Raw genomic sequence first — 24,754 nt, 5'->3', positions numbered from 1 at the left:
TAAGAATAAAAAAACAATTCTGTTATTGTCCTATCCTTGATATTCAGCGTATTAATTGTGCTATAGGTCAAGGATTTAAAAATTGACTACAATGTGCAATATTCAGCATGACCATAACAATTTTATGGATAGGTAATTTAGGATAACAAGATGACCAATACCAATTATACCGAGATTTCGAATTCAGACGATTGTGAAAAATACGTGAATAAATTTATTCAAGATTTTGAAATTCGCTCTGCTGAGATTGGCAAAGGCACCGTCATTAAACGTGCATTACCGAGTCGTCATAAACGCATGATTGGCGCATGGTGCTTTTTGGATCACGCAGGTCCAGTCCATTTTCCACAAGGCGATGGTTTAGATGTTGGACCACATCCACATATTGGCTTACAGACCTTTACCTGGATGATTGAAGGAACCATGATGCATACAGATAGCATTGGTTCAAAACAATTGATTCGCCCAAAACAAGTCAACTTAATGACGGCGGGTTATGGCATTTCACATACAGAAGTTGCACCAGATACTGAAACCAAGATGCATGCTGCACAGCTATGGATTGCATTGCCTGATGATAAACTCAATATGGCACCGCAGTTTGATCATTATCCAGAGTTGCCTGTCGTGATCCGAGAGGGGGTTGAATTTACAGTATTGGTTGGTGAGTATCTCGATACGACTTCGCCTGTGAAGGTCCATAGTGAACTTTTAGGCGTTGATTTAACAGCTCAAGAATCAACCACGACACGTATTCCACTTAATCCTCAGTTTGAATATGGCTTTTTAGCGTTAGAAGGCAACGCAATCATCAATGGGCATGAACTGACTGATGATAATATGGTGGTGTTAGAACCAGGTTTAAATGAAATAGAAATACAGCTTTATGCGGGTAGTCGTTTGTTGTTACTTGGTGGGGAGCCGTTTGAGTCACCGATTTTATTATGGTGGAATTTGGTTGGGCGCACGCAAGAAGAATTAAAAATTGCACGTGAGCAATGGATAAATCATGATGCGCGTTTTGGCATAATTCCTGACTATGATGGTCCTCGTTTAGAAGCACCTGCATTCCCAGATAAAATGCGCCCGTCAAAATAAGTTTTAAATGTTTAAGATTAGCTCAACATCAGATGTATGTTGAGTTTTAACATGGCAGCTTGAGCCATATTTTAAATTCATCAGGAGAATAACCATGGCAATGATTGCACATGCAAAAGTAAAAACATTGTCTACAGCATGGTCGGGTGAAGTGACCAGTGGTCAACATCAACTCATGACAGATAAACCTGAATCTTTTGGTGGTCAAGATAAAGGCTTAGCACCCTATGATTTTATTTGTTCAGGATTAATCTCATGCACCATGATTACCTTACGTATGTATGCACAGCACAAAGGTTTTGATTTAGGTGAGTTCACTGTTGAAGCTGATTTTAATGCCAATAAAGAAGGCAAAGAATGGATTGAGCGTCGTTTGTCTTTTGAGCAAGAACTTTCTGCGGAGTTAAAACAAAAGGTTTTAGATATTTGTCAAAAAACGCCTGTCACCAAAACTTTATTGCGTAGTGTCGAGATTCAAACCACATTACTTTAAAGCAGTCATTAAAAGGTATTGTTATGGCAATGCCTTTTTTTATAACTCATCCATTTAAAAATAAGAATGCTTTAACATCTTGAAAGAGATTTGAATTTGCACAATTTTATATTTTTGCCGGGTGCTTCGGGCAGTACAGCATTTTGGCAACCTGTGGTGCAGGCTTTGCCAAGCCATTTGCATCCATCTATTGTCGCTTATCCCAGTTTTGGTGGTCATCCTGATCATGCTGAAGTACAAAGCTTTGAAGATCTACAACATTATGTATTGCAAAAGATTCAGCAGCCGAGTGTGATTGTAGCCCAATCTATGGGTGGGATTTTTGCGGTGCAAGCGGCTTTACAAAAACCACATTTGGTTCGGGCTTTAGTTTTGGTAGCAACGTCTGGCGGTATTGATTTAAGCCCATTTGATGTGGCGAATTGGCGAGATGATTATCAGCTTAACTTGGCTGTACCAGATTGGTTTGCGACACATCATTCCGATGTCAGTACGCAGTTGGATCAAATACAATGTCCTGTGCTGTTGCTCTGGGGCGATGCCGATCCAATCAGTCCTGTGGCTGTGGGTGAGTATTTACAACAGAAATTACCCAAGGCTGAGCTTTTTGTGATTGCACATGGACAGCATGATTTGGCAAATGTTTATGCAGAGCAAGTGTCGAGACTCATTTTAGCGTTCTTTGCAAAGCTGTAATGAAAATGCCCAAGATAGGCTTGAGCATTTTACTGCAGTTGAATAGAAAGAATTAAGCCAAACAGTCCTGTTTAGAAACTAAATCTGGGCAACCCAATGGATTGAGTGCGCATTTTAAATCTTCGATTTGTTCGGGGGTGACATATCCTTTTGACTGTAAATATTCGGCAACACGGTCATCACGTAGGCTGAGGAATGCGGCATCATATACTTCTAGGTCGACAAATAGGGCAGCGGTTTCTAAGCTATTAAAGCGATCAAGGAAAATGTCATCGCCATACATTAAAAAGATATGGTCATATGCTGCATGTGTGTCAACATTTAAACGCTGTGCCAAAGTGGTGGGTGAGGTTTTAACAAAGAGTAAATCAGACAATTCATCAAATTGGGTTAAGTCAAGCACATTTTCCCCTGTTTTGACTTTGCCTAACCACGCTTTAAACACCAATACTGCACCGCCACGTAATAACATACTCCAAATTTGATGACGAGTTTCATCATCTAAAGATTTACATTCCTCTTTGAGTTCTTGAATGAGTAATTCTTCTTGTTGCGCAATTTTGTCAAATAAACCTAAACCTTGTGGTTGATAAGCAGCCGATGTAAAGACATCAAATTTTAGATCTTCAAACACTTTCAACGCCAACGGCACTGCTGCTTGATAAAGTGCATTCAGTGCATGTAATTGGGCATGTTCAAGCTTGCTATGTGGAAAAACTTCTGCCCAATTGATTTCAGGCAAAATCGCATTCACGCCATACTGACGGTGGAATTGTTGTGTTTGGTGAATACCCTGTGGGACTGCTGCTGAAATGTTCATGGGAAAGCTCCTACTTTTAAATTTTTGTTGCATCATTCCAAATGCAAATTGATCAATCAATGAATAGATTTTATGAGTTATTGAAGATGCAATAGGAATACGACTAAAGTATTAGGCGTGGTTTTATTAATATTATTTTTATTGAAATCATCTATTTAAATAATTGTAACTAAGTGTACAAGTGTATAGTAATAAATTTGATTGAATTTGCCATAGAAAACATCGTGTTGAATTTTTTGGTCAATGAATTTTACTTAAATGGGCAATGTTTTGAGCATTTTCGCCTAATCGTTTTAAAACTCGGTCATTTTACTTAAAAAAAGCGCCTAAAAACGGTGTTTTTAGGCGCGATAAATGTATCAAAACATATTTTGGCGACAGTTTAAAAATGCTATTTAGAGATTTTTAAACCTGATAACCAAGAACGTAATGAGGCAGGTTTTAACGGTTTTTTCAGTAAGACAATATTCAACTCTTTTAAATGTTGTGGTAATTCAGGATCTGAGTCTGCGGTGATTAAGGCAACAGGCACATTCTCCTGACGATTTTCTATAATAAAATCTAAGCCGATTTTATTGTCATTTAAGTGTTGGTCGACCAACCATACTTGAATATTTTCCTGTTGAATGAGGTCTAATGCTTGTTCAGGTTCGGTGGCTTTAAAGACTTGATAACCCCATTTGGTCAGTAAAGTATGCATACCTTCTAAGATCGTCTCATCATTGTCTAAGCATAAAATTTTATAGGCTTTAGTCCGTAATGGGACGGCTTGTACAGGGGCTGCTACGACTTTAGGTGCATCCACAATAGGGACTTCAATCATGAAGCATGAGCCCTTACCTAATTCAGAGTAAACATGTACAGGGTAGTCGAGTAAGCTGGTCATACGTTGTACAATGGCTAAGCCAAGTCCTAAACCTTGTTCGCCCCACGGAGAGGTATGTCCACAGCGTTCAAATTCTTGGAATAGCTTAATGCGTTGTTCTTCCGCAATACCTGGCCCTGTGTCCCATACACCGATGCGAATATGCTTGCTATGAGGCGCTGAACGTAATACGCCCACCACCACGCGCCCTTTGGCTGTATAACGCAAAGCATTACTCACAAAGTTTTGAATAATACGGCGAATCCATTGTGGATCGGTGTCAATCCAAAACTGCGCGTCATGTACTACCAATTTGATATTGCGCTGCGCGGCAATGGACTTGAACTGTAGTTCTAAATCGCTGAGTAAATCATGCAATGGATAAATTTGCCGTTTTGGTTGAATCGTTCCCCCTTCTAAACGGGCAATGTCCAATAGCGCAGACAGCATACTTTCTGCGCCATGTAAGGCACGATCCAGTTGTTGTAGAGTTTTACGATCTTCATCGGTTTGCACACTCTGCTCAAGCGCAGTGCTGAATAAACGTGCGGCGTGCATAGGTTGTAATAAGTCATGACTGGCTGCGGCAATAAAGCGGCTTTTTGACATATTGGCTTTATCGGCTTGTTCACGTGCCAACTGTTGTTCTGCAAGTGCATTTGCCAATTGTTGTGTACGATCAGAAACACGCGCTTCGAGCACGGCTTCATTTTCACGGAACGCAGTAATATCGGCAAAGGTCGTCACAAAACCACCCCCTTCAATGGGGTTACCACGCATTTGAATGACACGACCATCTTTACGAATACGTTCAAATTCATGTGCACTACCGACTTTCATCCAATGTATACGTTTGCGCACATGTTCTTCGATGGAGCCTGGACCACATTCACCACGTTCAGCGTTATAACGAATCAAATCGGCAATCGGACAGCCGACATACACCAAATCTTTGGGATAATCAAAAAGTTTGAGGTATTGGTTATTCCAAGCCACTAAACACATATTTTCATCGACGACACTCACCCCTTGTGTCATGTGGTCGATCATGGTCATGATCAGGTTTTGGTTAAACCGTTGCCATTGCGATGCCTGATCGAGAATATTGGCAACTTGTCCAAGGGCTAAGCCGTTGTTGACCATTGCTGTTGTAAGGAGTGTACGTGCAGATGCAGCACCAATTGTGCCTGCTAAATATTGTTCGGTGAAACGCCACCACATGCCATTGGCACTGCTATTTTCATTCAGTACCACATTATTCATGATACAAAATTGACGAAAAGCTTGAATGGTCGGACCTTCACCCGTAATGCGTTTGGCAAGCGTAATCAAATCGCCTACTTTTAAACGTGCTACATCATGGTTTAAATAATTGATATCTGTTGAGGTACTTTGTGCAGGTAAAGGTTTAGTTTCATAGTAGAAGAAACTTTCTGCTTGGATTTGTTCTGCAACAGATGGGCGATAAATACGAGAAACCCAAATATAGAGCATGATATTTAAACCCAATGCCCAGATCACGCCATGTGTGAGTGGTGCAAAAGATTCAAAGCCTAATAACGCCTCAGGACGTAACCACTGAATATTGAATGGGCCAGCGATTAAAAACTGATGTGAAAATTGGCTATATTCGGCAGGTAGGCTGCGTAATACAGTGGGCAGTAGGAGGGTATAAGTCCATAAAATAAAACCAATGACTAGTCCTGCGTAAACACCTTGGCGACTACCACCACGCCAATATAACCCCCCAATTAGGGCAGGTGAAAATTGGGCAACAGCACTAAATGCCAATAGACCAAAGGTTGACAGTTGGTCAATGTCATTAAAGAAATGAAAGAATAAAAAGCCCAAGAACATCACGGCTAAAATACAAATACGCCGCGTCAATTTGAGGACTTGAGGTAAGCGTTTGTCATGGCGTGACAATAAGTTAAATCGCCACAATGCAGGCATGATTAAGTCATTGCTGAGCATAATAGACAGAGCAACAGAAGACACTAACAGCATACCTGTAGATGCAGAAAAGCCACCTAAAAATGCCAATAATGTTAGCCAATCTTGCCCATAACTCAGAGGTAAAGACAACACGGCGACATCGGGAATACTTAAGTACGAAGGTGCGGCATGCAGTGCCCAACTTGCAATGGGAATAATCGCAATAATGGTTAAAATCAGATAAGCCGCAAACCAACGCCGTGCGCCACGAATATGCTTTTCGTCACGCAATTCAACCACGGCAACATGGAACTGTCGTGGTAAACAAATGATGGCTAATGCTGCAAGTAAGGTTTGTACCCAAAAGGTTTCAGGAACACCAAATAATTGTACTTCGTGGAATGTTTTAGTGACATCTTTAGAAATTTGCAGCAAATTGGCTGGATTTTCAAAAATAAAAAAGAATGCAACACACAATAATGCAAAGAGCTTCACAAATGACTCAAATGCAACAGCAAGCATTAAACCACCATGTTGTTCAGTATTGGCAATTTGCCGTGTACCGAACAACATCGCTAAAATTGCAAGTACAGCGGTTAATGCTAAAACCCCATTGGTCGTGGTCGATACCACTTGGGTATTATGATCAAGCATGACGGATGCACTGAGCGCAATGGCGCGTAGCTGTAGTGCTAAATAAGGAATAATGGCGATGACTGCAAGGATCGTCACAAGGGAAGCCAATGTGCCACTTTTACCATAACGTGCTGCGACAAAGTCAGCGATCGAAGAAATGGCATGATGCTGACGCACACGTCCTAAACGCCGCCAAATGTCATAACCGAGTCCAACAAAGAGTAACGGGCCTAAATAGATGGGAAGGAAAATAATTCCTTCGCGAACTGCCGCACCTGTCGCACCATAAAATGTCCAAGATGAACAATAGACACCCAATGTTAGACTAAAGAGAAGCATCCGTCCTCTGGTGCTCAGTCGACTGGCATGTTTTTCACCAAAGAATGCACAGGCAAACAAAATGATGATGTAAAGGGCGAGAACCCCAATAATCAACCAACTATTCATAACAACTACAGTTCAAAAATCTCAGACTATGATAACGCATACATGAACTGACGCGTTCATTCTGTTCAAAATTTAACGACCAAAGTCTAAGTTACGCAGCTCAACAACATTGTTAATTTTAGCTTATCAAAATAATGATTAAAAATTGCAACCAGTGGACTGGTCGCAAATCAAGGAGCAAGATTATGGATGAGAGACAGGTAGATGCAATTCTACATAATCCAAAATTCAAAGAAATGGTGGCTAAAAAGAGTAAATTAAGCTGGACACTTACGGCAATTATGCTGTTTGTTTATGTTGGCTTTATGCTTTTAGTGGGTTACAACAAAGAGTTTTTATTGACGAAGGTATCTGAAGGTGGTGTGACCACAATCGGTATTCCTTTGGGACTAGGCATTATTGTGCTTTCTTTCGTGTTATGCGGTGTGTACTCATATATTGCCAATAATAAATTGGATAAATTGACTGAAGATGCAATGAAAGAAGTGGAAGCAATCGCACATGAAAAAGGAATGCACTAAGATGAAATGGAACTCTTTAAAAACTAAAGCAGCTCTTGCATCTACAGCACTGCTTTCAACAATTGCTCAAGCTGGTCCAGACCTTGGTGCAGCAGAACAACAAGCAACCAATTGGCATGCAATCATTATGTTTGCAGTCTTTGTTGGATTAACCTTATTTATTACTAAATGGGCAGCAAAACAAACCACAAGCACTGCGGATTTCTATACTGCGGGTGGTGGTATTTCAGGTTTCCAAAATGGTTTGGCGATTGCAGGTGACTATATGTCAGCAGCATCGTTCTTGGGTATTTCTGCGATGGTGTTTAGCTCTGGCTTTGACGGCTTGCTGTATTCACTGGGCTTCATGGTCGGTTGGCCAATCGTATTGTTCTTGGTTGCTGAACGTCTACGTAACTTGGGTAAATATAACCTTTCAGATGTAGTGTCATTCCGTTTGGAAGAAAAACCAGTACGTACCTTAGCCGCAGTCAGTTCATTGGTTGTTGTTGCATTTTATTTGATTGCTCAAATGGTGGGTGCAGGTCAGCTCATCAAACTATTATTCGGTTTGAACTATAACATTGCGGTGGTGATCGTAGGTCTTCTGATGATGGCTTACGTGATCTTCGGTGGTATGTTGGCAACAACGTGGGTACAGATCATTAAAGCGGTAATGTTGCTTTCAGGTGCGACATTCATGGCGTTCATGGTGATGCATTCTGTAGGTTATAGCTTCTCTGAAATGTTCAAGCAATCTATTGATGTATTTGCGAAAGTACATGATGTTAGCCTAGATGAAGCTTCTAAAATTATGGGGCCGGGGAGTCTTGCTGCAAATCCATTAGATGCACTATCACTTGGTTTGGCATTAATGTTTGGTACAGCAGGTTTACCACATATTCTTATGCGTTTCTTTACTGTTAAAGATGCCAAAGAAGCACGTAAATCAGTGGTTGTGGCAACAGGTTTCATTGGTTATTTCTATCTATTAACCTTCATTATTGGTTTCGGTGCGATCCTTTTTGTATCAAACAACCCACAATTCATCGACGTTGCGAAAATGGCGGTGACTGGTAAGTTAGAGCTTGTTGGTGGTAACAACATGGCTGCAGTCCACCTTGCAGATGCTGTTGGCGGTGACTTGTTCATGGGCTTTATTTCAGCAGTAGCGTTCGCAACAATTCTTGCGGTTGTGGCTGGTTTGACTTTGTCTGGTGCATCAGCAATCTCTCATGACTTGTATGCAAACGTAATCAAGAAAGGTCAAACGACTCCTGAATCTGAATTACGTATGTCTAAGATCGCAACTTTAGGTCTAGCAATTTTCGCGATGATCTTAGGTATTTTGTTCGAGAAACAAAACGTAGCATTCATGGTGGGTTTGGCATTCTCAGTAGCGGCTTGTGCAAACTTCCCAGTACTTGTACTTTCAATGTTCTGGAAAGGTTTAACAACTCGTGGTGCAGTGATTGGTGGCGTGGTAGGTCTAGTAACAGCGGTAACATTAATCATCTTATCTAAAGCAGTTTGGGTAGATACATTAAAAATCTCTGATACGCCAATTAACTCATTCAATGGCCCTGCAATCTTTGCAATGCCATTAGCATTCATCTGTTGTTGGTTCTTCTCAATTACAGATAAATCAGCACGTGCTGAAGCAGAACGTAAAGCATTTGATGCACAATATGTTCGTTCGCAAACAGGTATTGGTATCTCAGGTGCATCTGATCACTAAGTCTGAACTTGTGTAAAAAAGTCCCATCAGGGACTTTTTTTATGTGGGGTAGAATCTGGAATTTTAAATCTGAAATCTGAATTGCAATATAAATCCAACCATCTAAAAAACAGCGTCTTGTTTATCTGTTTTAAAGTACTCATCTCATTTTGCATTGGTTCATAGAGCTATATCGTTGTTTGCATCATGCTGTTGTTGTATGATTTTTTGCACCTTACATTCCATCACGAACATGCATACTCAGAACCCAAGACATTTTGCGAATGTATTGATGAGTTTTTAAAATTTTCTGTAAGATAAATAACATTCAGACTAAAACAACAATGATTAGGAATAAGCATGCAAACTTTGCTTCAGTTTTGGAAAGGCTTCAAACTTTTGCCTTCAGCTTGGTTGCTTTTGGTACAACTGAGTATTTTGATTTTATATGTATTCGCGAGTAGTAGTCGCAGTTATCAAATTTTGATGTGGGCTTTAGGTGTTTTAGCTTTATTGATGATTGCTAAAGTGATTCGGCAAACACCTGTTTATAGTGTCATTGGGCTGTTTTTTGTTGCAGGCGCATTTATATTTTCAATTCTTATGTTGATTGGGCAGCGCTCTATTGCAATGCAAATTACGGCACATAGTTTTGAAGCCATGGCTTATTTTTGTGCGGCATATGGCTTAGTTCGTTATATGTTTGAAGATCGTTATTTAACGAAGGATGAGCTTTTTGCAGCAGGGGCAGTGTTTACCCTTATCGCATGGGGATTTGCTTTTTTATATAGTATTTGTCAATTGCTTGTGCCCAATAGCTTTCAAAATCCAAATCATGTTGGAGAATACCAAACTTGGTTGGATTTACTATTTTTGAGTTTTAGTTTGCAGTCTGCGACTGGACTTTCAGATGTAATTCCACTTGCACCAGCAGCGCGTATTGTGGCGATGTTACAAATGTTCTGTGGTGTGATGTATTTAGCACTCATTGTTTCACGTTTGATTGCTTTGCATTATGTTGCACATAAAACTGAATAATTTCAATTCACTAATTTTTACAGTAACTAAACTGCATCGCTTTTGTATTTGAATTATCATCTTTTTTGAGCTTTTCTTAAGCTGAGCTCGCTTTTTTTCACGCCATGTGAATGCCTTTTTTGACCTTTTCGGTCTGTCCATTAATTAAAAAAATGTGAGGAAGATATGCCTTCCAAAAAGTCATCTTGGTTTGACAATGTCAATCGAAATGTATTTTTTAGTAGTGTTGGGATTATTGCAATATTTTTAGCGTTCGTGATTTTGACACCGAATGCATTTGACTTGATGACCAAGCAAATGAATCAGTGGATTACCGATTCATTTAGCTGGTTTTATGTGCTTGCCGTTGCGATTTTCCTAATTGTTTTAGTATTTATTGCTTTATCTGACATGGGTAAAATTAAACTTGGCCCTGATCATAGCCAGCCGACGTATAGCAATGGCTCTTGGTTTGCGATGCTATTTACCGCAGGTATGGGCATCGGTTTAATGTTCTTTGGGGTGGCTGAGCCAGTCATGCACTATGTTAATCCACCAACAGGTGATCCTGAAACCGTGCAAGCTGCTCAACAAGCCATGCGGATCACCTTTTTCCATTGGGGCTTACATGCATGGGCGATTTATGCATTGGTTGGTTTGACCTTGGCTTATTTTGCCTTTCGTTATCACTTACCTTTAAAAGTTCGTTCAGGGTTGTATCCTTTAATTGGGAAAAAAATTTACGGTCCAATGGGGGATGCGGTTGATACCTTTGCCACTATTGGTACAGTGTTTGGTGTGGCAACAACCTTAGGTTTTGGGGTCACACAAATTAATTCAGGTCTCAACTATTTATTGGGTTGGGAAAGTCAGATCAGTACGCAGATTATCTTAATTATTTTTGTGACTGCTTTAGCATCATTGTCTGTGTGTTTGGGCTTAGATAAAGGTATTAAGCGCTTATCGGAACTGAATTTAGTATTGGCTCTGGCTCTATTGATCTTTGTATTTTTAGCCAGTTCAAGTATTTATATTTTACAAACTACGATTCAAAATGCTGGGCAGTATATGTCCAATTTATTTTCCATGACCTTTAACCTCTATGCGTATCAACCGAGTGGTTGGATTGGAGGATGGACAATTATGTATTGGGCATGGTGGATTTCTTGGTCACCATTTGTCGGTATGTTCATTGCACGTGTATCACGTGGTCGTACCATCCGCGAATTTATTGTCGGAGTGCTGCTGATTCCAACAGGTTTTACCCTGATTTGGATGGGATTCATGGGCAATGCTGCGTTATTTAGTATTTTAGAACAAGGAAATACCAGCCTGATTACTGCGGTGCAGCAAGATTCATCCGTAGCATTATTTGAATTTTTAAATCATTTACCCTTTGCAAGTATCTCTAGTTTTATTGCGACGATTTTAGTGATTTTATTTTTTGTGACTTCTGCCGACTCAGGTGCATTAGTTACAGATTATTTAACAGCGAAAACGGAAAACTCTCCCATTTGGCAGCGTCTATTTTGGACAGTTATCATGGCAGTGTTGTCAATTATTTTGTTAGTTGTTGGAGGCTTGGGTGCATTGCAATCGGCAACCATGATGAGTGCTTTGCCATTTACCTTGATCATGCTGTTGCTCTGTTGGGGATTACTCAAAGCATTACGCTTAGATGTAACCAAAATGCATGCTTTACAAGTTGCCCGTATTACGCCACGAGCTGTACAAAATCCAAGAAGTTGGCAACAACGCCTTGGGCTGATTATGCACTATCCGCATACCCATCAAGAGGTTGAAGAATATATACAAACAGTGGTACGCCAAGCTTTTGAAAATATTCAGCGTGAATTTAAACGTCGACATTTAGACGTGAAAATTCAGGTCGTTGAAGAAGGTTTAGTATTGAGTGTTGATCATCAAAGTGAAGTCAATTTTGTGTATAAAGTTTTGAATCATGTGACGGAAGCTGCAAGTTTCATGCTCGATGAGCAGCATGAAAATATTGATACATTTTATCAAGCAGAAGTCTTTTTACGAGAAGGTGGGCAGGGCTATGATGTGATGGACTGGACACAAGAAGATGTTCTACAAGATATTATTGACCAATATGAACGTCATTTACATTTTTTAAATGTGATTCGCAATTCAAACCTAGACTGATTTTTAAGAGATTAACAATAAAAAAAGGACTCAAATGAGTCCTTTTTTTGCTTCTGAAGAAATATTCTTAGAAACGGAATTTAGCATTAACACCTACAGTTTGAGTGTCATTTGCAGCTTTAGAGTTTGCATTTACGTAGCTTGCACCCACTGCAACAGCAGGAGTGATGAAGTAATTTACGTTTGCACCCCAAGCTGAATCAGGTGTTGCATCGAAGCTAGATTCTGCATAAGAAGCACCAACACTTAATTGTGGGTTCAAATACAAATCAGTTTTTAATTGGTAAGCAGTGTCATCACCGTATACAAGACCAGTTTCAAAACCAATCGCCATATTTGTACCGTCAATGTTACCTACATATTTAGTACGTGCAGTGATTGCATCTTGGTCATCGCCAATTGTTGCTGATTCTGCAACAGCTTTTGCAATGCCTGTACCCATCACATTGAATGCATCAAGTGCAGCTTGGTCTGCAACACTGGTATAACCTACAGCAACCAAGAAGTTTTTAGTTGCAAGCGCACCCACTTCTAATGCATAACGATCACCATTGTCGTCAGCACGATTTTGGTTTTTGCTGTCTAAAATAGTGTGGCTATAAGAAGCACTTGCATAAGCAGGAACAAATTTAGTTGGAATATAAGCTTCAGCTTTAGCACCAAAGTTATGTGCGATTACGTCAACACCATTTGAACCAACTTCGCCATAGTTATAAGCAAGCGAAACGTTAGAAGCTTGGTTTAAAAATGCAGCTTCAGCCAAAGGACCTTTAGAAGCATCAACGTTTTTAAGGTAATATGTACCTTGAATACCACCTGTAAAATCTTTGTCATTTACAGTTGTGTCGATGTATTCAGATTGACCTTGAACTTCAAATTGATACGCTTGAGCACCGGTCATGGCTAATAATAAAGCAGTGGCTAAACCGAGTTTTTTCATAATCATTTCCAGTCTATTGAAATGGGTTAAACAACCTGCATTGTATTGTAACAATATATTAAGTCAATGATGTATAAAGACATTATATTTTGAGTCAATACTCTAAATGTGTTAAAGGTTAAAAAAGAGACAGATGGCACAGCGCAAGTCAACCTCAACAAAATATCAATCAGAACAATGAAATAAACTGTGAAAAATCACAGAAAAATTACTCAACTAGATTAAATTAACAACAAACATTGATTGTTTTTAACGATTTATTTTATTTTTTTAATTGTAATAATTGATTGATTTATTTTCGTTTTTAAATATTGATTTAAAGAAGCTTAAATAAATAATTTGCTAAATTTAAACATAGTTGATGTCACTTAAATGACAGACTTGATTAAAAATAAAACAAATAAAAATATTTATGTGATTTTTTTTGCATTTTTATTTTGAATTGTGTTTTTAATCAAATCATACTAAAACAATCGGCTTTACTTTTTGCTCAATTTTTACATAATTCTTAGATCAAATTTATATGACAAATTTGATAATTTCTTCATAGTTTTACTTTTTAATGCTCAACTTTCCCCAAGGTTGGGCTTTTTTTTGGGTTTAAATTGAATAATATTAATATTTAAAAAATATGAATAATCATATACGAATTATAACGTCTTTAGCGGAAAACGTCCTGAACCGATAAAAATCTGTAAATAATTCCAGTTTTAATTTTTATTGCACTATATTGGTGCTAATTATGATTAAGTTGGCATGGTTTTTGCCAAAAAAAACCCCAATTTCTTATCGGAATTGGGGTTTTTCGCCAAAATCTTCGGAAAATTTAGAAATTCTGCTGAGGAATATTTCTAAATCGCCCTAATGGAGTGCATTATGCACCTAATTGTTGCACTTGTAAATATTTTCTTACATCCTCGTGAAAAAATTTACATTTTTAAAAAATAGATCAATTATGATGCTGCTTAGCGCATGTTTTTTTGAGTAAATAATGAATTATATCAAGGGTATGTTTATTTTATGTTTGCTGAGTATGAGTTTAGGTTGCCAAAAGCAAATGTTATCTCAGACAGATGATGTGATGAAAATGCAGCAAATCGCTGAAAACTCTTCAAGAGCACAAGAAATTCCATACTTATTCGATGAGGCACATACCAAGGCCGTGATGGTGATTTATGACGGACAGCATTTTCAACAATTTGGAAATGATTTATCTCGTGCCAATCAGGCTTTTGTTCCCGCATCAACGTTTAAAATATTGAATGCTTTGATTGGCTTACAGCATAAAAAAGCAACCTATACTGAAATTTTTAAGTGGGATGGAAAAAAGCGTAGTTTTTCAAGTTGGGAAAAAGACATGACTTTAGCGGAAGCAATGCAAGCATCGGCAGTCCCTGTGTATCAAGAGTTGGCTCGTCGGATTGGTTTAAAACTCATGCAAAGTGAAGTCAAACGTGTGGGTTTTGGTAATGCAGATATTGGTACACAAGTAGATCAATTTTGGTTAAAAGGACCATTAAAAATTACCCCGCAACAAGAAGCTAAATTTGTATATGGTTTAGCAATGGAGGAATTAGGTTTTGATGTAAAAGTACAGCAACAAGTCAAACAAATGCTGTTGATTGAACAACGCGGTGACTTAAAACTTTATGCCAAAAGTGGTTGGGCAATGGATATTGAGCCACAAGTTGGTTGGTACACAGGTTGGGTGGATGACGGGCACGGTAAAATCACCGCATTTTCTTTAAATATGACGATGCAGCATGATTGTGCTGTAGGAGAACGAAAAGAGCTGACTTTAGATGTTCTTGATAAGCTAAATATTTATAGTTATTTGAAGTAAGCAAAAAAAAGCCCAGTCGATATAGAGGTGACTGAGCAGAAAAGGGTACAGTAAGAAACTTACAGCGATATTTAAAAAATATATTCATTGACTTACGGTAATAAAATATATTGGTTTTTATAAAATCTGTAAAACAGTTTATTTAAATAATATTGATTTGTAAAAGCGATTATTGTTTAGTCAATGTAGAAACTGAATTAAGTATTTAGACTTAATACAGCAATGAAGTCGATCAAGCCTGATCAAGCGATGTTACTAAAGGTATAAGGAGATACCTTTAAATGTATTGTGATTTATGACGATCCGTTCAAAATAAAATAAGAATACGGATAAGGATGTAAAATGGATTTAACAGCAAAACCCACACAAATTTCACAGGTTGTGGATCAGAGATTTTCACCATACCAATGGTTTATTACTCTTTTATGCTTTCTCATCGCATTATTTGATGGCTTTGACACCCAAGCAGTTGCATTTACAGGTCCAGCAATTATTGATGCATTTCAACTCGATGCCAAAGCTTTAGCACCTGTATTGACCGCAGGTATTATTGGCATGACAGTTGGGGCGATGTTTTTAGGAATGCTCGGAGATAAGTTAGGGCGCCGTAAGACCTTGATGATTTGTATATTTATTTTTGCGCTCGCGACTTTTGCAACGGCTTTTGTCACGCATTTAGATCATATTTTTGTATTGCGAGTGATTGCAGGTTTAGGTATGGGAGGCGCAACGCCTGTGCTTTTGGCATTGGCATCTGAATATTCACCAAAGCGTTATAAAGGCTTAGTGACGACAGGTGTACTTTTGGCACTCCCTGCAGGGGCGATGATCGGCGGTATATTGGCTGCTAAAATTTTGCCACTATGGGGCTGGCAAAGTATTTATATTATTGGTGGTGTCATTCCGTTGGCATTATTAGTTTTGATGTTTTTTGTTTTGCCTGAATCTTTGGAGTATTTGGCACAACGTCCTACGGAAAAAAATAAAGCCAGTATTGCCAAAATTTTAAATAAAATTTCAGGTCAAACGATTCAGCTTAATGAAGATATTTTTGCAAAATCAGAGATTCAAAAAGCAGAGCCAGCTAAGCTTTCGAGTTTATTTCAAAATGGTTTAGCCAAAACCACAGTAGGTGTGTGGGGAACATATTTCTTTAACTGGATTGCATGGTTTATGTTACTGTCTTGGTTGCCAACGATTTTAAAGCAATCGGGTCTAGATCCTATTCAAGCGCCTTACGCTTCTGTGACGGTAAATGCCGCATTTATTGTGTTTGCGATTCCATTGGCTTATTTTTTACCAAAAATTAATACGGTTAAAATTCTGTATTTTATGTTTGCTTGCGGAATTGCTGTTGCTATTGCTTTGGGTCTAAGTATTGAAACTGCACAGTGGTCAATGATTTTTGTACTGATTGCGTTGGCTGGTTTTGGTATTGGTGGACAACAACTCGCGTTAAATTATTTGGTGGTTGCATCGTATCCTGCTGAAGTTCGTGCAACAGCAACAGGTTGGGCGATTGGTATGGGGCGTTTTGGTGCGATACTCGGTTCTGCGATCGGTGGTACTGTTTTATCTGGTTTTGGTAGCAGTGGTTATTTTTATGCTTTGGCTACTCCATTGGTGATTGCTTGGGTTTGTGTGATTTTAATTCGTAAGCGTTATCAGCAAACAGGTGAAGTGGTGGTGAGTCACTAAGTATATTACGACCTCGAAAGAGGTCTTTTTATTTAAAATAGAACTTCTGTAAAAGAAGTTTGTAAAATATACCACTTAGAGTCTTTCTCATTTCTTAGATATAAATTTCCTTCATCATCTAAAGAATTCATTTGCACTATATAAGTTTGATGAAAGTTTTCTTGATTTTTTGTGTAGTTCAATTGAACTGTTATGTCTGTTATAGCAGGTGTTTGATCAGTTGAAGTAAGGATTGAAAAGTGATGTATTTGAATTGGTAAATAATCTTCTTTTAATCGTTTAATTGTAGCTCTTTCATTATTTATCGTGTGGACTAACATGTTATTCATCAAGCCCCATCGTTTATTTTTCCAATTTTCTAAGAATGTTAATAAACAGTGTTCTGGGCTATTCTCATCAAGTGTTTTCAGAGCTTGAATTTCCCAATAATTCTTAGTTTTGATAGATCTTTTTTCCCATTTATCAATCCGTTTTGAGTATTCATGAATATCATTTGATGTTTTTAACGTATCAAAAAATGAGACTTGCTCTTTAGGTTGTTTATTTAACTGTTTTTCATCTGCCCATTCTAAAAGGCATGCTAATGCCCACCAACACTTAGATGCGACTTCCTTATTATTAAAATTTAAATCACGTCCATGAAGTATCCCATTTCTATATGGAATGGTTATTTTTTCATTTGTAGTTGTTTTTCTTGTTTTATTCATTATTGTTTGTAGAAAAGGCAGTCCACTTTCGTGTGATGTAATACTATCAAATAGTTCTAAATCAGTTTTTCCAGCAAAGAAACCTACATGCGCAGAAATATCATTTGCTAAACCATCAATTAATGCAAGTAGTAAAGGAATGCAGGCGTGATAACGTTCTTCTAAATAATCATTTTTCAATAATTGAAGAAGAGGAATTCTTAAATCAAAATGTTTTCTACATTCACATCGTAGAAGAATCAAATCAATAGTAATTTCATCGATTGAATCTATTAACAATAAATGTGCTTCATTAAATCTTTTCTCATGTCCTAATCTAACAGTTTCTTCTAAAATTTTTGTACTTAAGCTTCCATAACAAATCCAACCATCTTTCGAAAAGAGTTCATTAAACTGATCTGGAAGATTTAGGATATAACTTTGATTTTGAATTTTTTTAAATTGTTCTTTGAATGATTTTATTTGAGGAGTAAATTTATAAATAAAGGGAATTTTATCTATTATAGAAAAGCTTGTTTCCCCTATTTTTAATAAGTTGAGTAAAGGTTGAATAGATTCATTATCTTTAATTTTTTTAGTCATATTTTTTAGCCAAAAATAGTATGTATTTATTTTATAATGCGTTAAATTAAAAAACCATTTTTTAATCTCCCCTAACCCCTCTTTTAAAAAGAGGGGAACTCCATTGAATTAATAATGGAATACTCCTCCCTTTGGAAAAGGTGAGGAATATGTTCCGCAAGGGGGAGGATTATAACATCGGCTTTAAAAACTTCGCTGTATGCGAAACTTTAGATTTCACCACGTCTTCAGGTGTACCTTCGGCAATAATCATACCGCCACCTGCACCACCTTCAGGACCCAAATCTACAATCCAGTCCGCCGTTTTGATCACATCAAGATTATGCTCAATCACCACAATGGTATTGCCCTTATTACGCAGCTCATGAAGAATATCCAAAAGTTTCGCAATATCGTGGAAATGCAGCCCCGTCGTTGGTTCATCTAAAACATACAAGGTTTTACCTGTATCACGCTTCGCCAATTCACGAGCAAGTTTCACACGTTGCGCCTCACCACCTGAAAGCGTGGTCGCAGACTGACCCAAACGGATATAACCCAAACCGACCTGATTTAAAGTTTCCAAACGACGATGAATCACAGGGATCGCATCAAAGAAATGCATCGCATCTTCAACAGTCATTTCTAAGACATCAGAAATGTTCTTGCCTTTATAACCCACTTCCAAGGTTTCACGGTTATAGCGTTTGCCATGGCAGGCATCACATGGCACATACATATCAGGTAAGAAATGCATCGCTACCTTGATCATCCCGTCGCCTTCACAGGCTTCACAACGACCACCTTTGACGTTAAATGAGAAACGACCAGCCGCATAACCACGAGCTTTCGCTTCAGGTGTTTGCGCAAACAATTCACGAATTGGCGTGAATAAACCTGTATAGGTTGCAGGGTTAGAACGAGGGGTACGTCCAATTGGACTTTGGTCAATGTCCACCACTTTATCCAAGAATTGTAAGCCATCAATCGAATCAAACTTTTCAGCGGTCAGCGTGGTTGCGCCATTGAGTTGAGTTGCAGCCAAAGGCAATAAAGTACGGTTAATCAGCGTCGATTTACCTGAACCCGATACCCCAGTGACACAGGTCATCACACCCAAAGGAATGGTCAGATCAACATTTTTCAGGTTATGACCTGCTGCACCCATCAGCTTGATTTGTTCATCAGGCTTCGGCGGTTTAACACGCGTTTTCGGCACTTCGATTTTTAACTTGCCTGATAAATATTGCCCTGTCAGTGAATCAGGATTTGACAAAATTTCATCATAAGTTCCTTCAGCAATCACATGACCACCATGAATTCCTGCACCCGGACCAATATCAATAATATGGTCTGCTGCACGAATCGCATCTTCATCATGTTCAACGACTAAAACGGTATTACCCAAGTCACGAAGACGAACCAATGTTTCAAGCAAGCGATCATTATCCCGTTGATGCAAACCAATTGAAGGTTCATCAAGCACATACATCACACCCATCAAGCCTGCACCAATTTGCGAAGCCAGACGAATACGCTGTGCTTCACCACCTGACAAGGTTTCCGCAGAACGTGATAGACTTAAATAGTTCAAACCTACCGATACAAGGAAGTGCAAACGCTCACGGATTTCTTTGAAAATCTTATCGGCAATTTCGCCTTTGGCACCTTCAAGATTAAGGTCTTGATAATAGCTTTCAGCATCACCAATCGACATTTTGGTGATTTGAGCAATGGTTTTATCTTTCACCCGAACATGGCGTGAGATTTCATTTAGGCGTGAACCACCACAGGCATCACAAGCCGCATTAGATAAATATTGCGCTAAATCATCACGAACATAGTTCGATTCTGTTTCGCGATAACGACGTTCCAAATGTGGCAAGATCCCTTCAAAAGGCTGTACACGACTATGTTTACGTCCACGTTCATCGATATAACTTAGATCAACTTTTTCTTTGCCTGTTCCATAGAGAAATTTCTTTTTGGTATCGGCATCCAATTCATTCCAAGGCGTATCCAAAGAAAAACCGAAATGATCTGCGACTTTTTGAATCATGGAATAATAATATGGACGTTGTCTGTCCCAACCACGAATCGCCCCTTGGCTGATCGAAATATCAGGACTTGGAATGAGTTTGTCCGCACTGAAATGGCTACGTGTGCCCAAACCATCACAAACAGGGCAGGCACCGAATGGATTGTTGAATGAAAATAGACGGGGTTCAAGTTCTGCCACAGCGCGGTCACATTCAGGGCAAGAGTGTTTGGCTGAAAAAACACGATCCGGCTGTTCGCCATTCATCCACGATAAAATTGCAATATCACCGCCCAAACGTAGTGCGGTTTCAAAACTTTCTGCGATACGGTTGCCAAGGTCATCACGGACTTTAAAGCGATCCACCACCACTTCAATGGTGTGTTTTTTCTTTTTATCCAATTCAGGTGGTGTGTCGATATCAATCACTTCACCATCGACACGAGCACGCACGAAACCTTGGCTTTGTAACTGTTCAAATAAATTGCTGTATTCACCTTTACGCTCACGTACTACAGGCGCGAGTAACATCAGCGCTGTGCCTTCTTCTAAGGCTTTAACGGCATCGACCATTTCCGAAACAGTTTGCGCCACCATTGGCAAGTCATGCTCTGGACAGTAAGGTGTACCAACACGTGCATAAAGCAAACGCAGATAATCGTAAATTTCAGTAATGGTTCCCACAGTTGAACGTGGGTTGTGGCTGGTTGATTTCTGTTCAATGGCAATCGCTGGGCTTAAACCCTCAATTGAATCAACTTCAGGTTTTTCCATTTGTGATAAAAACTGACGGGCGTATGCGGACAGTGACTCGACATAACGGCGCTGGCCTTCGGCATAGAGGGTATCAAAAGCAAGGGATGATTTACCTGAGCCTGAAAGTCCCGTGATCACCACAAATTTGTCGCGTGGAATATCGAGTGACACATTTTTTAAATTATGGGTACGTGCGCCTCGAATACGGATATGACTTTGACTCATAGAACGATCTCGAATATATGCAATTTGAAGACTATATATGATAGCGATTTAATTTTGTTCAAGCTGTATTAAATCGTTTTTTCGCGACATTTTATGTCGGATATGTGAAAGATCTATTGCATAAGGTCTTTCAAAAATAGAGTCTAATTCTTCAAAGGCAAATACTCGTGCGGTATCATGATGTTGTCGGGCATAAAAATTAACCTCTTTTTCGAGTAAATGTTAAAATTCATTATATTGATCTTCAAAATCTGCTAAGTCGAGTAAGTGCCAACCTTTTGCAAGATGGCAATTAAATTGTGTAATAAATACCAACATCAATTTTTGAATATGAGTATTGGTATAATAAATCAGATACGTTGCAGCAGCACTGCAATGCTGACACCCTTTTTCTAGATAAATTTCTTCATTGTTTAGCCAACAACATTGTAAATTGAAAAATGTACGAATTGCCTCTGTAGCTAAAGTTAAATTTTGCATAGGAACCTCACAACGGATCAAATTTGTACATATTGATAATAATCATTATTTTTATTAGTCATCTATGAGTTTAAATCTTTTGGCCAATCTTAACTTTTATTGATTCAATCCCCACTTTGTATGCTGTTATATCAACATTCACGAAAAAAATACGTTAAAATTTACCTTGTCAGAATTTTACTTTTGGATCAGATCCACATGCTGTCTTTGTTTTTGAAATGCGTGATTGGGGCAGTCGTCGTGTTGTTGATCGCTGTATTATCTAAAAGTAAGGTGTTTTATATCGCAGGTTTAGTCCCGCTATTTCCCACATTTGCGTTGATTGCGCATGTGATTGTGGCACAAGACAAAGGTGCAGAAGCATTAAGGCAAACTGCATTGTTTGGTATCTGGTCTTTAATTCCTTATTTTGTCTATCTTTTTACGGTGTATATATTGGCAACAAAAATGCCGATTTGGTCGTGTTTGGGTGTTGCAACAGGATGCTGGATTGTGGCGGCAGTCATTTTGATTTTGGGATGGAATAGTTATTTTTCATAAATTTTTGATCAATTTATAGATACGATGATGCTGAATGAATGGTGTATGCTTAAGGCTGAAAAGTGAAAAAGTCATTTATTATTAAAATAGGGAAATCATCATGTACATCATTCAGTTGCAATATCAAAAACCATTAGAAGAAGTCGATGTTTATCTACGCGATCATGTGAAATGGTTGAAACAACAATTTAAATGTGGTCATTTCATTGCGGCAGGGCGTCAAGACCCTGTGACAGGAGGTGTACTGTTTGCGAAGAATATGCCTTTGGCTGAACTTGAAGAAATTTTAAAATTAGATCCTTTTCAGGCGGTTGCTCAGTATGACATTACAAAATTAGATGTGGGCTTAACACATGCTGATTTTGAAAATCTAAAAGGCATTTAAATTTTTTAAATCTATAATAGAACCACTTCTCTTACGCCACATCAAACGTAAGAGAAAGGTAAGATAAATAATTTTTTTTTAAACTTATTGCTCATCTAAACTTAACCATTGTCTTTGATGATAAGCGCCATCCCAAAATAAATACTCAAGTTCAGCACCTTTGGTATATGCCTTATGCATTTTCTCGATGGTATCTGCATCACAACGTTCTGCAATACGGTCAATGGTGGCTAAAACATTTTTAACCGCTTCATTAAACTCTTCACCTGAATAAGTATCTACCCATGCCTGATAAGGGTTATTGGTAACAGACGCACTCACAATATCCTTGCCGACTTCTGCATAAATCCAAAAACAAGGTAATAGTGATGCTAAAACAACAGGATAACTTTCAGACCAAGCCGTTGCAGTTAAAAATGAGGTGTAATGATGACAAGCCAAAGTCAAAGGCGTATTTTCAAAATCCTCTTTGCTAATACCAAAATTTTGCATAAAACCATCATGCAAACTGCGTTCAACCACAATGGCTTCTTTAGCACCTTGGGTAAACTGAATAATGTCATCGGCATCAAATGCCTTCGCACCACACACAGCGAGGGCACGACCATATGCCACCAAATAGTGAGCATCTTGAATCACATAGTGACAAAAAGCCGCTTTGTCTAAAGTCCCTGCAGCCAGTTCTTGGTTAAATGGAAGTGCTAAGGTTTTTTGATAGAGTGCGTGATTACGTTGCCAGACATCTTGAGAAAATGACATGTAATGATTCCAAATAGTTTATAAATAATGCCTTAACTATAACAATAATTAAAAAATTTACGACCTGAAAAACCGTTTAAATCATGTCACATGTTCAAAAAAATCATACGAAGAGTTTGAGAAAAATAAATAAAAGTTGTCATAATTAGCATATCTAACTTAAACCTTGCTTTAAGTACTCTCTATTTATTTTTAGGGTTTGTACACATTTCATTCGTGCTTCACATAGATGAACTGTCAGCACACCTTAGATAAAAAATACTCATAGGTCGTTTATCATGTGGAAACATTTTGGTTTCTCAATCATCTTTTCGGTCGTGTGTCTTGCTATTTCTGCCTACTGGGGTTTTCACCATGGTCCAGAAGCTGGCTTAAAGACGATGTTCACGGCATTGACCATTACTGCAATTTTAGCGGTGATGGAAGTTTCACTTTCTTTTGATAACGCAGTTGTCAATGCTTCCGTTTTACGTGGTTGGGATCATTTCTGGAAAATGATCTTTTTAACTGTCGGTATTCTCGTTGCTGTTTTTGGTATGCGTTTAATCTTCCCAATTGTGATTGTGGCAGCAACTGCTGACATGGGCATGATGGAAGTGGTCAATATGGCACTGAATGATCCAAAGAACTATTCAGCACGTTTAATTGCCCATCATGCAGAAATTGCGGCATTTGGTGGTTCATTCCTATTATTGGTATTTTTAAATTTCTTCTTGGATGAAGGCAAAGATACCCATTGGTTTAAATGGCTTGAAGCACGTTTAGCTAATTTAGCCAATGTTCCTGCAATGTCTGTATTTTTGGCATTGATTGCATTATTGATCATGGCTGCCTATGTTGACGAAGCTAAACGTCTTGTGGTGACGATGGCCGGAATTTGGGGCATCGTGATTTATATCGGGGTGCAAGTGCTGAGTCATTTACTTGGCGGTGAACCCGAAGTGGATGAAAATGGCAATGCAATTGGTCATGATGCTTCAGGTGCACCAACAGGTGCAATTAAAGCGGGTATAGGTGGTTTTATTTACCTTGAAGTGTTAGATGCATCTTTTAGTTTTGATGGGGTCATTGGTGCATTTGCCATTACTTCAGATGTCGTGATCATCATGTTAGGTCTTGCGATAGGTGCAATGTTTGTCCGTTCAATGACCATTTATCTTGTAGATAAAGGTACTTTAGATGCCTATATCTACCTTGAACATGGCGCGCACTATGCGATTGGTGCATTGGCATTTATTATGCTTGCAAGTGGTACAGGTGTACATGTACCTGAAGTGGTCACAGGCTTGATTGGTGTCGCATTTATTGTATGGGCGGTGATTGCCTCAATTCAATACAATAAACGCATTGCGCAGCATTAATGCTTTTTTAAGAAAAATGCTCATAATAAGGACGTATTTATACGTCCTTTTTTATGCGCAGAGCTCCCACA

At 38.6% G+C, this 24,754-nt stretch carries 18 protein-coding genes and 1 pseudogene; 12 read left to right on the top strand and 7 right to left on the bottom strand.

Features of this window, described 5'->3' with window-relative positions; translation table 11 throughout:
- Window positions 1–150: 150 nt before the first annotated feature.
- The 3 genes from HUV91_RS15125 to HUV91_RS15115 all read left to right on the top strand — a co-directional run bounded on the left by HUV91_RS15125 (window position 151) and on the right by HUV91_RS15115 (window position 2,287).
- Entirely contained in the window at window positions 151–1,098 is a 948-nt protein-coding gene (locus HUV91_RS15125; RefSeq protein ID WP_174493939.1) for a pirin family protein, read from the top strand.
- A 94-nt stretch (window positions 1,099–1,192) separates the two neighbouring features.
- Window positions 1,193–1,591 (top strand): OsmC family protein, encoded by a 399-nt coding sequence (locus HUV91_RS15120; protein WP_130072357.1) that lies wholly within the window; start codon window positions 1,193–1,195, stop codon window positions 1,589–1,591.
- 96 nt (window positions 1,592–1,687) lie between these two features.
- Entirely contained in the window at window positions 1,688–2,287 is a 600-nt protein-coding gene (locus tag HUV91_RS15115) for an alpha/beta fold hydrolase (RefSeq protein WP_174493938.1), read from the top strand.
- Between the two features lie 52 nt (window positions 2,288–2,339).
- On the opposite strand, the gene HUV91_RS15110 is transcribed toward HUV91_RS15115, so the two are convergent.
- The gene (locus tag HUV91_RS15110) at window positions 2,340–3,107 is read right to left on the bottom strand and encodes a hypothetical protein (RefSeq protein WP_130072355.1); all 768 of its coding nucleotides are present in this window, start codon (window positions 3,105–3,107) and stop codon (window positions 2,340–2,342) included.
- A 391-nt stretch (window positions 3,108–3,498) separates the two neighbouring features.
- Window positions 3,499–6,990, bottom strand: coding sequence for a PAS domain-containing hybrid sensor histidine kinase/response regulator (locus HUV91_RS15105; protein ID WP_174493937.1), 3,492 nt, complete (start codon window positions 6,988–6,990; stop codon window positions 3,499–3,501).
- Window positions 6,991–7,175: 185 nt separating this feature from the next.
- Between HUV91_RS15105 and HUV91_RS15100 the strand changes: the two genes are divergently transcribed.
- From HUV91_RS15100 to HUV91_RS15085, 4 genes are all read left to right on the top strand, one after another.
- Window positions 7,176–7,511 (top strand): DUF485 domain-containing protein, encoded by a 336-nt coding sequence (locus HUV91_RS15100; RefSeq protein ID WP_130072353.1) that lies wholly within the window; start codon window positions 7,176–7,178, stop codon window positions 7,509–7,511.
- A gap of 1 nt (window position 7,512) precedes the next feature.
- Window positions 7,513–9,228 (top strand): cation acetate symporter, encoded by a 1,716-nt coding sequence (locus tag HUV91_RS15095; protein WP_130072352.1) that lies wholly within the window; start codon window positions 7,513–7,515, stop codon window positions 9,226–9,228.
- A gap of 339 nt (window positions 9,229–9,567) precedes the next feature.
- Window positions 9,568–10,245, top strand: a complete 678-nt coding sequence (locus tag HUV91_RS15090; RefSeq protein ID WP_130072351.1) for an ion channel — start codon at window positions 9,568–9,570, stop codon at window positions 10,243–10,245.
- A 165-nt stretch (window positions 10,246–10,410) separates the two neighbouring features.
- The gene (locus tag HUV91_RS15085) at window positions 10,411–12,390 is read left to right on the top strand and encodes a BCCT family transporter (RefSeq protein WP_130072350.1); all 1,980 of its coding nucleotides are present in this window, start codon (window positions 10,411–10,413) and stop codon (window positions 12,388–12,390) included.
- Window positions 12,391–12,457: 67 nt separating this feature from the next.
- Here HUV91_RS15085 and omp33-36 read toward each other — a convergent pair whose 3' ends face one another.
- A complete protein-coding gene (gene omp33-36 / locus HUV91_RS15080) occupies window positions 12,458–13,330 on the bottom strand; it encodes a porin Omp33-36 (RefSeq protein ID WP_174493936.1) in 873 nt (290 codons plus the stop codon).
- Window positions 13,331–14,387: 1,057 nt separating this feature from the next.
- On the opposite strand from omp33-36, the gene blaOXA reads away from it, so the two are divergent.
- Together blaOXA and HUV91_RS15070 are read left to right on the top strand one after the other, a co-directional pair.
- Complete coding sequence (gene blaOXA / locus HUV91_RS15075; RefSeq protein WP_228721887.1) at window positions 14,388–15,173, top strand: class D beta-lactamase; 786 nt, start codon at window positions 14,388–14,390, stop codon at window positions 15,171–15,173.
- Between the two features lie 342 nt (window positions 15,174–15,515).
- Entirely contained in the window at window positions 15,516–16,871 is a 1,356-nt protein-coding gene (locus tag HUV91_RS15070) for an MFS transporter (protein ID WP_174493934.1), read from the top strand.
- A 32-nt stretch (window positions 16,872–16,903) separates the two neighbouring features.
- On the opposite strand, the gene HUV91_RS15065 is transcribed toward HUV91_RS15070, so the two are convergent.
- From HUV91_RS15065 to HUV91_RS15055, 3 genes and pseudogenes are all read right to left on the bottom strand, one after another.
- Window positions 16,904–18,160, bottom strand: a complete 1,257-nt coding sequence (locus HUV91_RS15065; RefSeq protein WP_174493933.1) for a hypothetical protein — start codon at window positions 18,158–18,160, stop codon at window positions 16,904–16,906.
- Window positions 18,161–18,329: 169 nt separating this feature from the next.
- On the bottom strand, window positions 18,330–21,158 hold the full coding sequence (uvrA, locus tag HUV91_RS15060) for an excinuclease ABC subunit UvrA (protein WP_174493932.1): 2,829 nt from the start codon (window positions 21,156–21,158) through the stop codon (window positions 18,330–18,332).
- 114 nt (window positions 21,159–21,272) lie between these two features.
- Window positions 21,273–21,638: pseudogene (locus tag HUV91_RS15055) on the bottom strand (hypothetical protein); the annotation flags it as partial.
- Between the two features lie 198 nt (window positions 21,639–21,836).
- Here HUV91_RS15055 and HUV91_RS15050 point away from each other — a divergent pair.
- Together HUV91_RS15050 and HUV91_RS15045 are read left to right on the top strand one after the other, a co-directional pair.
- Complete coding sequence (locus HUV91_RS15050; protein WP_174493931.1) at window positions 21,837–22,178, top strand: GlpM family protein; 342 nt, start codon at window positions 21,837–21,839, stop codon at window positions 22,176–22,178.
- 100 nt (window positions 22,179–22,278) lie between these two features.
- Window positions 22,279–22,563 carry a YciI family protein gene (locus HUV91_RS15045; protein WP_174493930.1) on the top strand — a complete coding sequence of 95 codons (285 nt, stop codon included), beginning with the start codon at window positions 22,279–22,281 and terminating at the stop codon, window positions 22,561–22,563.
- An 84-nt stretch (window positions 22,564–22,647) separates the two neighbouring features.
- On the opposite strand, the gene tenA is transcribed toward HUV91_RS15045, so the two are convergent.
- Complete coding sequence (gene tenA / locus HUV91_RS15040; RefSeq protein WP_174493929.1) at window positions 22,648–23,322, bottom strand: thiaminase II; 675 nt, start codon at window positions 23,320–23,322, stop codon at window positions 22,648–22,650.
- 278 nt (window positions 23,323–23,600) lie between these two features.
- Here tenA and HUV91_RS15035 point away from each other — a divergent pair, with 278 nt between their 5' ends.
- The gene (locus HUV91_RS15035) at window positions 23,601–24,683 is read left to right on the top strand and encodes a DUF475 domain-containing protein (protein WP_130072343.1); all 1,083 of its coding nucleotides are present in this window, start codon (window positions 23,601–23,603) and stop codon (window positions 24,681–24,683) included.
- Window positions 24,684–24,754: the final 71 nt, after the last annotated feature.

Source organism: Acinetobacter sp. Marseille-Q1623 (assembly GCF_902809895.1).
Taxonomy (GTDB): Bacteria; Pseudomonadota; Gammaproteobacteria; order Pseudomonadales; family Moraxellaceae; genus Acinetobacter; species Acinetobacter piscicola_A.
The sequence above is the reverse complement of the archived record's forward strand: the minus strand, read 5'-3'. Positions and strand labels throughout refer to the sequence as shown.

Excerpts from the sequence above, each read along its gene's own strand:
- HUV91_RS15090 (WP_130072351.1), top strand. The coding sequence starts at position 9,568 with ATGCAAACTTTGCTTCAGTTTTGGAAAGGCTTCAAACTTTTGCCTTCA.
- blaOXA (WP_228721887.1), top strand. The coding sequence starts at position 14,388 with ATGTTATCTCAGACAGATGATGTGATGAAAATGCAGCAAATCGCTGAA.
- HUV91_RS15070 (WP_174493934.1), top strand. The coding sequence starts at position 15,516 with ATGGATTTAACAGCAAAACCCACACAAATTTCACAGGTTGTGGATCAG.
- HUV91_RS15065 (WP_174493933.1), bottom strand. The coding sequence starts at position 18,160 with ATGACTAAAAAAATTAAAGATAATGAATCTATTCAACCTTTACTCAAC.
- tenA (WP_174493929.1), bottom strand. The coding sequence starts at position 23,322 with ATGTCATTTTCTCAAGATGTCTGGCAACGTAATCACGCACTCTATCAA.
- HUV91_RS15105 (WP_174493937.1), bottom strand. The coding sequence starts at position 6,990 with ATGAATAGTTGGTTGATTATTGGGGTTCTCGCCCTTTACATCATCATT.
- HUV91_RS15120 (WP_130072357.1), top strand. The coding sequence starts at position 1,193 with ATGGCAATGATTGCACATGCAAAAGTAAAAACATTGTCTACAGCATGG.
- HUV91_RS15095 (WP_130072352.1), top strand. The coding sequence starts at position 7,513 with ATGAAATGGAACTCTTTAAAAACTAAAGCAGCTCTTGCATCTACAGCA.
- uvrA (WP_174493932.1), bottom strand. The coding sequence starts at position 21,158 with ATGAGTCAAAGTCATATCCGTATTCGAGGCGCACGTACCCATAATTTA.
- HUV91_RS15045 (WP_174493930.1), top strand. The coding sequence starts at position 22,279 with ATGTACATCATTCAGTTGCAATATCAAAAACCATTAGAAGAAGTCGAT.
- HUV91_RS15050 (WP_174493931.1), top strand. The coding sequence starts at position 21,837 with ATGCTGTCTTTGTTTTTGAAATGCGTGATTGGGGCAGTCGTCGTGTTG.
- HUV91_RS15110 (WP_130072355.1), bottom strand. The coding sequence starts at position 3,107 with ATGAACATTTCAGCAGCAGTCCCACAGGGTATTCACCAAACACAACAA.
- HUV91_RS15085 (WP_130072350.1), top strand. The coding sequence starts at position 10,411 with ATGCCTTCCAAAAAGTCATCTTGGTTTGACAATGTCAATCGAAATGTA.
- HUV91_RS15125 (WP_174493939.1), top strand. The coding sequence starts at position 151 with ATGACCAATACCAATTATACCGAGATTTCGAATTCAGACGATTGTGAA.
- HUV91_RS15100 (WP_130072353.1), top strand. The coding sequence starts at position 7,176 with ATGGATGAGAGACAGGTAGATGCAATTCTACATAATCCAAAATTCAAA.
- omp33-36 (WP_174493936.1), bottom strand. The coding sequence starts at position 13,330 with ATGAAAAAACTCGGTTTAGCCACTGCTTTATTATTAGCCATGACCGGT.
- HUV91_RS15035 (WP_130072343.1), top strand. The coding sequence starts at position 23,601 with ATGTGGAAACATTTTGGTTTCTCAATCATCTTTTCGGTCGTGTGTCTT.